Consider the following 10,803-nt stretch of genomic DNA (forward strand, 5'->3'; position numbering starts at 1 on the left):
TCCTTAACCCAAAAGCCTGGTTGATGGGATTAGGGTCAGTTGCCAGCTTCAGCATGGCAGGGGCGGCCTATAATCATTCGATCTTAATGATCAGTCTTGGCATGTTTATGGTGAATCTGGTGGCCGGTATCATTTGGCTGGGTTTTGGAACATTGATCGGACGTCTGTTACGTAGCCGCCGGGCATGGTTCACCTTTAATATCGCGATGGGCTTGCTGACGGCGGCCTGTGTGCTGCTTATTTGGCATTGATCATACTCGTCATACTTCAAGCTGCATGTGCGTTGGAGGGGCTTTCCTGCAACTCGAATTATTTAGAGTATTAACCGTGGGGTTAATTAATGGCTTATAACTATTTTCATGTGGATGCGTTTATCGGCACGGGGTTATCCGGTAACCCGGCCGGGGTATATTTGCTGAAAAAGCCACTGTCGGCAGCACAGATGCAGCGTATCGCTGCGGAAATCAATTTGCCGGAAACCAGCTTTGTCTGGGACGAAGGGGATAAATCGGCAATTCGTTGGTTTACGCCAGAGCGTGAAGTGGATTTATGCGGCCACGGCACTCTGGCGGCGGCACATGTGATGTTCAATGTGATTAACCCCGGGTTGCACGATATCTGTTTTCGCAGCGCCAGTGGTGATTTACATGTCAAACGCGATGCTGATAACTTTAACCGCCTATCGCTGAATTTCCCTGCATTGCCCCCGGAACAAATCGCGCTTGCGGCTGAGCTGAACGCTCTGCTCGGCGCTGATATTCAACAGGTATGGCAGGCAAAATCCCTGCTGGTGGTGCTGGAGAGTGAGCAACAAGTACGTCAATTACAGCCGGATCTGGTGGCGCTGATTGCTTATACCGGCCGCGCTGTGATTGTGACCGCGCCGGGTGATGAGGTCGATTTTGTATCGCGCTACTTTACCCTGAGCAGCAATGAAGATCCGGTTACCGGCTCGGCTCATTGCACATTAATGCCGTATTGGGTGGCGCGGTTGGGCAGGGCGTCGCTCCATGCCCGTCAGATATCCGCGCGTGGTGGTGAGCTATTTTGCACTTTAGCCGGGGAACGTACTTTTATTTCAGGTGCATCCCGCATTTTCCTTAAAGGCGAAATTACATTTTAGTTAACTGTTTGTTACGGATAAGAATTCTTCTGTGAGCTAATTTGTTATCGCTTAAAGGAATAAAGAATAATTTTTTATTCCTTTAGCGGTGTTACTCCTTCAGGTATCACTGTCATCTCAGCGCCCCAAGTTCGTTTAGGGTCGTAACCATAACGAATGACACTGTTAACCGAGCGGAGTGAACCCATGACGATAACCTTTTCTTCTGTAAGTCTTGCCAGCGCAGCACGCGGCATCTGGCGATCGGGTGGGGCGCTGTTGGCTCTGTCATTGGTGGCGACCAGCGCACATGCTGTTGATGTGACCGTAGCGTATCAAACCTCTGCGGAACCGGCTAAAGTCGCGCAGGCGGATAACAGCTTTGCCAAGCTTTCCGGTGCCAAGGTCGATTGGCGCAAATTTGATAGCGGCTCCAGCGTGGTTAGGGCGCTGGCCTCGGGTGATGTACAAATTGGCAATATCGGCTCCAGCCCACTGGCGGTTGCGGCCAGTCAGAATGTCCCGATTGAGGTTTTCTTGTTGGCCTCACAACTGGGCAGCTCTGAAGCATTAGTGGTCAAAAAAGAGATCAAAACCCCGCAAGATTTGATTGGTAAGCGCATTGCCGTGCCGTTTATCTCCACCACCCATTACAGCCTACTGGCCGCACTGAAGCATTGGGGCATCAAGCCGGATCAGGTCACTATTCTGAACTTACAGCCACCCGCTATCGCTGCCGCCTGGCAACGTGGTGATATTGATGGCGCGTATGTTTGGGCTCCTGCCGTCAACGAATTAGCCAAAACCGGTACTGTCCTGACTGACTCCGCGCAAGTGGGGCAATGGGGCGCACCAACCCTGGATGTTTGGGTGGTACGCAAGGATTTCGCTCAGGCTCATCCTGAAGTGGTGACCGCCTTTGCCCGCAGTGCATTGGCCGCTCAAGGGGCTTATTTAGCACAACCGGATCAATGGCTTAAAAACCCAGAACATCTGAGCCAGCTTTCGCGCTTAAGCGGTGTTCCGCCAGAGCAAGTGCCAGAACTGGTGAAAGGTAACACCTACTTGTCAGTAGCCGATCAGATAACCCAACTGGGCCAGCCGGTGGATCAAGCTATCCGTGATACCGCTGCGTTCCTCAAACAGCAGGGTAAGATCCCACAGGTTGCCAGTGATTATCGTGATTTCGTCACTGACCGCTTTGTGAAAGACGTTCAGGCGAACCCGCAGTCCTAGGAGCCATCATGTTAAATGTCAGCGGCCTGTGGGCTGAATATCAGGGCAAACCTGCCTTACAGGATGTGTCATTACACATCGCATCCGGACAGTTGGTCGTGGTATTGGGGCCATCAGGCTGTGGCAAAACTACGTTGTTGAATTTGATTGCCGGATTTATAGAGCCTTCAGCTGGCAGCATCACTCTGGATGATATTCCGGTTCATGGCCCGAGCGCCGAACGGGGAGTGGTGTTCCAGCATGAGGGTTTACTGCCGTGGCGCGATGTGGTCAGCAATGTCGAGTTTGGCTTGCAACTGGCTGGTTTGAGCAAGCAACAGCGGCGGGCAACCGCGCTGAAAATGCTTAATCGGGTCGGGTTAGCCGGTTTTGAACATCACTACATTTGGCAGCTTTCTGGAGGGATGCGCCAGCGAGTGGGGATTGCCCGAGCGCTGGCGGTGGATCCGCGCTTATTACTGCTAGATGAACCGTTCGGCGCGCTCGATGCTTTTACTCGTGAGCAGATGCAAGAGCTGCTGCTGTCAATTTGGCGCGATACCGGTAAGCAAATTCTATTGATTACTCATGATATTGAAGAAGCGGTATTTCTGGCCAGCGAGCTACTGCTGCTGTCACCGGGGCCGGGGCAGGTGGTCGAGCGATTATCGCTAAACTTTGGTCAGCGCTATGCCGATGGCGAAGCTTGCCGCAGCATTAAGTCTGATCCTGAATTTATCGCCCGCCGTGAATACGTGCTGGGTAAAGTTTTCCAACAGCGGGAGGCCCTGATATGAGCCTACACAGCACATTGCGCGACGCCAGTTTACGCCCGCAAGCCACCTCGTTACCTACGCCGGATGCCGCCCGCCCTGCGGCCAAAAAGGTAAGCCGCCGTTTACCGGCCAGCAACGGATTGTGGCTCAGTATCGCCACCTTGGTGAGTGTAGTGGCACTGTGGTGGGCAGTCACCGCACTTGGGCTTATCAGCCCGTTATTTTTACCCGCTCCGCAACAGGTTTTGCATCAGTTACTGGTGATTGCCAGCCCACAGGGCTTTATGGATGCCACGCTATGGCAACATTTGGCTGCCAGTTTGGGGCGTATTTTAATTGCACTGCTAGCCGCGGTAGCTCTCGGAGTCCCCACCGGAATTGCGATGGGGCTGAGCAGCACAGTACGTGGTGTGCTGGACCCGCTTATTGAGATTTATCGCCCGGTGCCCCCGCTGGCCTATCTGCCACTGATGGTGATTTGGTTTGGTATTGGCGAAACGTCAAAAATCTTGCTGATTTATCTGGCCATATTCGCGCCAATCACCTTGGCCGCAGTGGCAGGAGTGCGCAGTGTGGCACAGGTACGGGTGAGGGCCGCACGCGCATTGGGTGCCAGCCGCTGGCAGGTTTTATGGTTTGTTATTTTGCCCAGCGCATTACCGGAGATTTTAACCGGTATTCGCATCGGGCTGGGTGTCGGTTGGTCAACATTGGTGGCGGCTGAGTTGATCGCTGCGACGCGTGGATTGGGCTTTATGGTGCAATCGGCTGGAGAATTTCTCGCCACCGACGTAGTGATTGCGGGCATCAGTGTGATTGCCATTATCGCTTTTGGCATGGAATTAAGTTTGCGGGCAATTCAGCGCCGGTTAACACCTTGGTATGGAGCACAGCAATGAATGAACGTTTGGTCGTGACGCCATTGGGACCGCATATTGGCGCTCTGATTGAGAATGTGAATATCGCCCGCCCGTTGGGGGATAGCCAGTTTGAGCAGCTTTACCATGCTCTGCTCAAGCATCAAGTTCTGTTTTTCCGCAATCAGCCGATTACCCCGTTACAGCAACGCGATTTAGCCGGGCGCTTTGGTGATTTACACATTCACCCGGTTTATCCTCACGCAAAAGAGTGTGAGGAGATTATTGTTTTAGATACGCACGATAATAATCCGCCGGATAATGATAATTGGCACACTGACGTTACTTTTATCGAAACACCTCCTTTAGGGGCGATTCTGGCTGCCAAGCAATTACCGACCACTGGCGGTGATACGTTATGGAGTAGCGGGATTGCTGCTTATGAAGCCCTTTCAGCACCGTTTAAACAGCTTTTAGCCGGGCTACGGGCAGAGCATGATTTCACCCATTCTTTCCCCGAGCATAAGCACCGCGCAACGCCAGAAGACCATCAGCGCTGGTTGCTGGCAAAAGAGAAGAATCCGCCATTGCTCCATCCGGTAGTACGTACTCATCCGGTGAGTGGGCGTCAGGCATTATTTGTTAATGAAGGATTCACCACGAGAATAGTGGATCTGAGTGAGAAAGAGAGCGATGCGCTACTGCGTTTTCTGTTTGCACATGCCACCAAACCGGAGTTTCAAGTGCGCTGGCGCTGGCAACAGGATGACGTGGCTATCTGGGATAACCGCGTCACCCAACACTATGCCAATGCGGACTATCTACCGCAGCGACGGATTATGCACCGAGCGACGATTCTCGGAGATAAGCCAGTATTTCGGCCTTAATGGGCTATCATTATTGCAATGATTACGCCCATTTTAGCTATCTTATTTTTTGCCCAACAATGAACGGGCTGCACTTTCGACGGCATCAACCGTGATGTCTTCAACTTGTGGCCCCGCATGCAACAAGACATGGTGAGCCAAGGGGTACCAGCGCAAGTACTTTTCTGGCCGTGATTCAAACAGCGCGACCACCGGTATCTGTAATGCTGAGCTGATATGAACCGGCGAACTATCGGCTGAAATAACTATATCCAGAAGACTTATGGCTGCAACGAACTCATCGACGCTATGTGTGGATAGGTGACGGCCCTGAAAAGCGGCCAACTGCTCCTCGCTCGGTGGGTCTGTTGGGTCATATAACACGACGATCTCAGCCTGATCACTGAGTTTTTGCGCCAATTGTTGCCACTTCTCCATACTCCAACGGCGTTGTGGTGCTTTGTTGGAAATGAACAAGCCCACTCGCGGCCGGTTTTTTTCACCTAATTCTGCCTGACATTTCACCTGTAATTGTGGGTCAGGATAGATGTGCAGTTTCAATGCTTCAGTATCAACTGGCCCTAATTCTGGCACCAGCGCGAAACCTGAGAGTGCCTCATGGCGTATTGGCCGTTGGGTAACATGGTCAGGATTGCGATCGTCGAACTCGCTTTCAGCGGTATGCCAGCGGCAATCCGCAACACCCAGTAGTTTGGCGAATTGAATGCTGTTTTTGTTCATGCCGCCATTAGGAATAATCAGCAGGTCAAAGTGCAAGCGCCGTAATCGCCGAATCAGCGCCAGGCGGTTAAAGAGAGCCTTAATTCTTCCAGGCTGCTGATTCCTTTCACATTGTTTACTGTAAACATAGGTGTGAACCGCGGTGATGTCTGGGTTGCGAGCCAATATCGCCTGATTGTATTTGTTCGCTAATACATGAATCTCTGCAGCCGGCCAACGTTGCTTCAGTGCATGCAATAACGCTGTGGTACAGACCATATCACCCAGGAAATCTATTCGGATAACCAAAATGCGCTGCATTTACACTTATTCCTACCGAAAATTTATAGATTTATTAGACACTAAAATCGTTTAGGTATTCACGAAAGTAAAAGTAAATTTACTGTTCATTTAAGCGATTTAAACATGTGTCGTGCGACTAACACTGAACAAAGCTTGAAAAGCGGGTTACCCCGCTTCAAACAGCTTGGTGAGATTCTCCAACTGCTCTTGCGCATCCAACCACTGCATTTCAGTCTCTTCCAGCTTGGATTTCACTTGCGTTTGCTGTTGCAGACACAGGGTTAAATCCGCTTTACGTGAAATATCGTAGAGGGCTGAATCAGCCAGTTGCTCTTCGATAGCCGCCAGTTGTGTGCTCAGTTTATCCATCTGTTTTTCCAGCGTCATAATTTGCTTACGCAAAGGCTGGGTTTGGCTGCGGAACTCAGCATCACGGCGCTTTTGGTCTTTGCGCTGCTGCGCACTGTTGCCGGATAACTCTTTGGCTGGGTTATCCTGCTGGCTTTGCTGGCGCTGTAGATCCACCAGAAACTGTTGATAATCTTCCAGATCGCCGTCGAACTGCTCCACTTTGCCATCATGCACCAGATAAAGATCATCGGTGGTGGAGCGCAGTAAATGACGATCATGGGAAACCACCACCAATGCACCTTCGAAATCAATCAATGCCTCGGTCAGGGCCTGACGCATATCAAGATCCAGATGGTTAGTCGGTTCATCAAGCAGCAGGAGGTTAGGGCGCTGCCAGATAATCAGAGCCAACACCAGACGCGCTTTTTCACCGCCGGAGAAACGGGCAGTTGGGTCGGTAACCTGATCACCCTGAAAACCGTAACCTCCCAGATAATCACGTAGCTGCTGCTCCGGCTCTTTGGGGGCCAGACGGCTCATATGTTGTAGCGGAGATTCATCTGCTCGTAAGAATTCAAGCTGATGCTGGGCGAAGTAACCCAGTTTAATCCCTTTAGACAGGCCGATTTCACCACTTTGAGGTTCTAATGTTCCGGCTAGCAGCTTGATCAGGGTGGATTTACCTGCTCCGTTACGGCCTAACAAACCAATACGCGAGCCAGGCACCAGATTGAGCTTGATCGACTCTAAAATTGTGCGATCGCCATAGCCCGCACTGACTTTGTCCATGCGTAACAGTGGGTCAGGCAAGCTCTCTGGCGTGCGGAAACTGAAATGAAACGGGTTATCTACATGGGCCGGTGCAATCAGTTCCATCCGTTCCAGCATTTTAATGCGGCTTTGGGCTTGTTTGGCTTTGGTCGCTTGAGCACGGAAGCGGTCAATGTAACTTTGCAGATGCGCAACTTTCTCTTGTTGATGCTGATACATCGATTGTTGCTGTGACAGTTTGGTGGCGCGCTGGCGTTCAAAGGATGAATAGTTACCTGTGTACTCATTCAGCGTCTGCTGTTCAATATGCAGAATTTTATCGATAATAGGATCAAGGAAATCGCGGTCATGGGAGATCAACACCAGTGTGCCGGCGTAGTTTTTCAACCATTTTTCCAGCCAGATGACGGCATCCAAATCCAAGTGGTTCGTGGGTTCATCCAGTAACAGTAAATCGGAGCGGCAAATCAGTGCTTGTGCCAGGTTGAGGCGCATTCGCCAACCACCTGAAAATGAGCGCACAGGTTGCTGTAAACTTTCTTGAGAAAACCCCAATCCGTGTAGCAAGCTGGCAGCACGGGATTGAATGGTCCAGGCGTGGATAGCATCGAGTTTGCCGTGCACGGTGGCAATGGCATGGCCATCATTCTTTTCATTGGCGGCCTGAAGTTCGGCCTCCAATTGGCGATATTCGCGGTCACCGTCGATAACATACTCTATCGCCGGCACATCCAGTGCAGGGGTTTCTTGGTTGACCCAAGCCAGTGCCCAGTTACTGGGAAAAGTGGCATTACCGCCATCGGCGCTCAGTTCGCCTTTGAGCAACGCCAGCAGCGTGGATTTACCACAGCCGTTTTTACCGACCAGCCCGACCTTTTGCCCAGGGTTAATCGTTGCTGTTGCGTTATCCAGCAAGACGCGAGTACCACGTCGAATTTGTAGCGAGGAAAAAACAATCATAGAGTGCCGTATGTTTAGAGTATGTTAAATTATTATCCCCTGAGTTTTTGCCGCTACTTTCTGTCGCGCCAATGACTTTGGGTACAAATCTTAGTCTTTTTAGTCTTTGCGAAGCATGGTAACGGAAAAACCGGACCCTGACGACGCTTTGGAGGGGAATGATGTCGCAGCCACCGAAGGTTTTGCTGTTGTATGCCCATCCTGAGTCACAAGACTCGGTGGCGAATCGGGTTTTACTGCAACCGGTGCAGCAATTAGAACATGTCACTGTGCACGACCTGTATGCACATTATCCGGATTTCTTTATTGATATTCACTATGAGCAGCAATTGCTACGTGAACATCAGATTATCGTCTTTCAACATCCTCTCTATACCTACAGTTGCCCGGCGTTGCTGAAAGAATGGCTGGATCGGGTGCTGGCGCGTGGCTTTGCCAATGGGGTGGGGGGGCATGCTCTGACCGGTAAATATTGGCGCTCGGTGATTACCACTGGCGAGCCGGAGGGCGCTTATCGGACGGGGGGGTATAATCGTTACCCGATGGAAGATATTTTACGGCCTTTCGAATTGACAGCAGCTATGTGTCATATGCATTGGATGAGCCCGATGATTATTTACTGGGCACGGCGACAAAAGCCCGAAGTTCTGGCCAGCCATGCGCAAGCTTATACGCAGTGGTTGCAGTCACCGTTAGCGACCGGAGGGCACTGAATATGGAAGGCTCGGCGTTACTGACCGCGATTTTATTATTTCTATTTGCCGCTGTGGTGGCGGTTCCTATTGCGCAGCGCCTGGGTATCGGTGCGGTATTGGGTTACCTGATAGCCGGGATCGCCATTGGCCCGTGGGGGTTGGGGTTTATTCGTGATGTTGACGAAATCCTTCACTTCTCCGAGTTAGGCGTTGTTTTCTTGATGTTTATCATTGGCTTGGAATTGAATCCTGCCAAACTGTGGCAGTTGCGGCGCTCTATTTTTGGTGTCGGTGCAGGTCAGGTGGTGATAACCGCCACAGTATTAGGGGCATTACTCTATTTCACCCAATTTGCCTGGCAAGCCGCACTGATTGGTGGTGTCGGTTTGGCCATGTCCTCAACAGCAATGGCATTACAGCTGATGCGCGAAAAAGGGATGAACCGCAATGAAGGCGGGCAGCTCGGCTTCTCGGTCTTATTGTTCCAGGATATGGCGGTTATCCCGGCTTTGGCGCTGATTCCAATTTTGGCTGGTGGCGGTGGTGCTGCTAATGATTGGGTCAAGATTGGCATTAAAGTTGCGGCTTTTGCTGGTATGTTGATTGGCGGTCGGTATCTACTGCGCCCGCTATTTCGCTACATTGTGGCTTCAGGTGTGCGGGAGGTTTTCACTGCTGCGGCTTTGCTGGTGGTGTTAGGCTCAGCGCTGTTTATGGATGCCTTGGGCCTGTCTATGGCGTTAGGAACGTTTATTGCGGGTATCTTATTAGCGGAAAGTGAATTCCAGCATGAACTGGAAATCGCTATCGAACCCTTTAAGGGCTTGCTGCTCGGGCTATTTTTCATCTCAGTCGGGATGGCCTTGAACCTGGGTGTGCTGTTTACTCATCTGCTGGATGTATTGCTAGGGGTTCTGGCGCTGGTCTTTATCAAAGGCACGGTGCTGTATGGCCTGGCGCGGACATTTGGTTTGCGCCGTTCGGTACGCCTGCAATTTGCCGGGGTGCTGAGTCAGGGCGGTGAATTCGCTTTCGTCTTATTCTCTGCGGCATTCTCTCAACACGTTTTAAATGCCGAACAACTGGCGTTGTTGCTGGTGGTGGTCACTCTGTCAATGATGACCACGCCGTTATTGATGCAGGGGATTGACCGCATTTTAATCCGCCGTTACAACGCGCAGGAAGAGAGCGACGAGAAACCCTTTGTTGAAGATAATGACCCGCAGGTCATTATTGTCGGCTTCGGGCGCTTTGGTCAGGTGATTGGCCGCTTACTGATGGCGAACAAAATGCGCATTACCGTGTTGGAGCGCGATGTCAGTGCCGTCAGTGTGATGCGCAAATACGGCTATAAAGTTTACTATGGTGATGCCACTGAGCTGGAACTGTTGCGGGCTGCCGGGGCGGAAAAAGCCAAAGCTATTGTCATCACTTGTAATGAGCCGGAAGACACCATGACGCTGGTGCATTTGTGTCAGCAACACTTCCCTAATTTGCACATTCTGGCCCGTGCCAGAGGGCGTGTTGAAGCCCATGAATTGCTGCAAAATGGAGTTAAAGACTTTACGCGCGAGACCTTCTCCAGTGCGCTGGAACTCGGGCGAAAAACGCTGCTGGAATTAGGGATGCATCCGCATCAGGCCTACCGGGCACAGCAACATTTCCGCCGTCTCGACATGCGAATGTTGCGTGAGCTGGTGCCGCAGCATCATGGGGATGTGGCGCAAATTTCCAGAATTAAAGAAGCCCGCCGTGAATTGGAAGATATTTTCCAACGAGAAATGCTGCATGAAAGTCGGCAGTTAGATGGCTGGGATGAATACGAATAATGCCGGAGAAAATGATGACAAATGCGCTTAATAAGACAAAAATCCGTAAAAGATTCATTGCCGGTGCTGTTTGCCCACAGTGTAAGGCATTGGATACACTGGCATTGTGGCGTGAAGATCAGGTGGAAGTGGTGGAGTGTGTTAAGTGCGGTCACCATCAGCGTCAAACGGACGAGCAGGTTAATAAACACGTCCGGCCACATGAACAAGTGATCGGTATTTTCCATCCGAAGTAGCGTTATCCTTCGCGATTTTTTATGCTGGTGAGTACAGCGGTGCAGATTTCCGCTACAATCTGTGCCAATTTTTGTTCCAAGGGTAGGAGATATCATGAAAGTAGCAAAAGACTTGGTGGTCA

Annotated in this window: 10 protein-coding genes and 1 pseudogene; 9 read left to right on the top strand and 2 right to left on the bottom strand. The window is 51.2% G+C overall.

All coding sequences use genetic code 11. The features are described from left to right. The 6 genes and pseudogenes from ACNSO8_RS04965 to tauD form a co-directional block, all read left to right on the top strand. Nucleotides 1-251: pseudogene (locus tag ACNSO8_RS04965) on the top strand (LysE family translocator); the annotation flags it as partial. Nucleotides 252-340: 89 nt separating this feature from the next. Beyond that, nucleotides 341-1,123, top strand: coding sequence for a PhzF family phenazine biosynthesis protein (locus ACNSO8_RS04970; RefSeq protein WP_418394002.1), 783 nt, complete (start codon nt 341-343; stop codon nt 1,121-1,123). A gap of 186 nt (nt 1,124-1,309) precedes the next feature. After that, nucleotides 1,310-2,338 (top strand): taurine ABC transporter substrate-binding protein, encoded by a 1,029-nt coding sequence (tauA, locus tag ACNSO8_RS04975; protein ID WP_418394003.1) that lies wholly within the window; start codon nt 1,310-1,312, stop codon nt 2,336-2,338. Nucleotides 2,339-2,346: 8 nt separating this feature from the next. Continuing rightward, the gene (gene tauB / locus ACNSO8_RS04980) at nt 2,347-3,114 is read left to right on the top strand and encodes a taurine ABC transporter ATP-binding subunit (RefSeq protein ID WP_418394004.1); all 768 of its coding nucleotides are present in this window, start codon (nt 2,347-2,349) and stop codon (nt 3,112-3,114) included. After that, entirely contained in the window at nt 3,111-3,992 is an 882-nt protein-coding gene (gene tauC, locus ACNSO8_RS04985; RefSeq protein WP_418394005.1) for a taurine ABC transporter permease TauC, read from the top strand. Before tauB ends, tauC begins: the two co-directional genes overlap by 4 nt. Continuing rightward, entirely contained in the window at nt 3,989-4,837 is an 849-nt protein-coding gene (gene tauD / locus ACNSO8_RS04990; RefSeq protein WP_046051822.1) for a taurine dioxygenase, read from the top strand. Before tauC ends, tauD begins: the two co-directional genes overlap by 4 nt. A 42-nt stretch (nt 4,838-4,879) precedes the next feature. Here the strand turns inward: tauD and ACNSO8_RS04995 are convergent, their stop codons facing one another. Both ACNSO8_RS04995 and ACNSO8_RS05000 read right to left on the bottom strand, forming a co-directional pair. Then, on the bottom strand, nt 4,880-5,857 hold the full coding sequence (locus ACNSO8_RS04995) for a glycosyltransferase family 9 protein (RefSeq protein ID WP_418394006.1): 978 nt from the start codon (nt 5,855-5,857) through the stop codon (nt 4,880-4,882). Between the two features lie 147 nt (nt 5,858-6,004). Beyond that, the gene (locus ACNSO8_RS05000) at nt 6,005-7,921 is read right to left on the bottom strand and encodes an ABC transporter ATP-binding protein (RefSeq protein ID WP_418394007.1); all 1,917 of its coding nucleotides are present in this window, start codon (nt 7,919-7,921) and stop codon (nt 6,005-6,007) included. A gap of 161 nt (nt 7,922-8,082) precedes the next feature. On the opposite strand from ACNSO8_RS05000, the gene kefG reads away from it, so the two are divergent. Genes kefG through ACNSO8_RS05015 form a run of 3 tightly spaced genes read left to right on the top strand, consistent with a single transcriptional unit; the run spans nt 8,083 to nt 10,681 of the window. Beyond that, the gene (kefG, locus tag ACNSO8_RS05005) at nt 8,083-8,634 is read left to right on the top strand and encodes a glutathione-regulated potassium-efflux system ancillary protein KefG (protein ID WP_418394010.1); all 552 of its coding nucleotides are present in this window, start codon (nt 8,083-8,085) and stop codon (nt 8,632-8,634) included. 2 nt (nt 8,635-8,636) lie between these two features. Beyond that, nucleotides 8,637-10,445 carry a glutathione-regulated potassium-efflux system protein KefB gene (kefB, locus tag ACNSO8_RS05010; RefSeq protein ID WP_418394008.1) on the top strand — a complete coding sequence of 603 codons (1,809 nt, stop codon included), beginning with the start codon at nt 8,637-8,639 and terminating at the stop codon, nt 10,443-10,445. Nucleotides 10,446-10,459: 14 nt separating this feature from the next. Beyond that, nucleotides 10,460-10,681, top strand: a complete 222-nt coding sequence (locus tag ACNSO8_RS05015; RefSeq protein WP_418394009.1) for a YheV family putative zinc ribbon protein — start codon at nt 10,460-10,462, stop codon at nt 10,679-10,681. Nucleotides 10,682-10,803 lie beyond the last annotated feature (122 nt).

It is taken from the genome of Yersinia sp. LJYL362, from assembly GCF_048323875.1.

What these genes read in the sequence shown, in the direction of transcription:
- ACNSO8_RS04970 (WP_418394002.1), top strand. Translation starts at nt 341, where the DNA reads ATGGCTTATAACTATTTTCATGTGGATGCGTTTATCGGCACGGGGTTA.
- tauA (WP_418394003.1), top strand. Translation starts at nt 1,310, where the DNA reads ATGACGATAACCTTTTCTTCTGTAAGTCTTGCCAGCGCAGCACGCGGC.
- tauB (WP_418394004.1), top strand. Translation starts at nt 2,347, where the DNA reads ATGTTAAATGTCAGCGGCCTGTGGGCTGAATATCAGGGCAAACCTGCC.
- tauC (WP_418394005.1), top strand. Translation starts at nt 3,111, where the DNA reads ATGAGCCTACACAGCACATTGCGCGACGCCAGTTTACGCCCGCAAGCC.
- tauD (WP_046051822.1), top strand. Translation starts at nt 3,989, where the DNA reads ATGAATGAACGTTTGGTCGTGACGCCATTGGGACCGCATATTGGCGCT.
- ACNSO8_RS04995 (WP_418394006.1), bottom strand. Translation starts at nt 5,857, where the DNA reads ATGCAGCGCATTTTGGTTATCCGAATAGATTTCCTGGGTGATATGGTC.
- ACNSO8_RS05000 (WP_418394007.1), bottom strand. Translation starts at nt 7,921, where the DNA reads ATGATTGTTTTTTCCTCGCTACAAATTCGACGTGGTACTCGCGTCTTG.
- kefG (WP_418394010.1), top strand. Translation starts at nt 8,083, where the DNA reads ATGTCGCAGCCACCGAAGGTTTTGCTGTTGTATGCCCATCCTGAGTCA.
- kefB (WP_418394008.1), top strand. Translation starts at nt 8,637, where the DNA reads ATGGAAGGCTCGGCGTTACTGACCGCGATTTTATTATTTCTATTTGCC.
- ACNSO8_RS05015 (WP_418394009.1), top strand. Translation starts at nt 10,460, where the DNA reads ATGACAAATGCGCTTAATAAGACAAAAATCCGTAAAAGATTCATTGCC.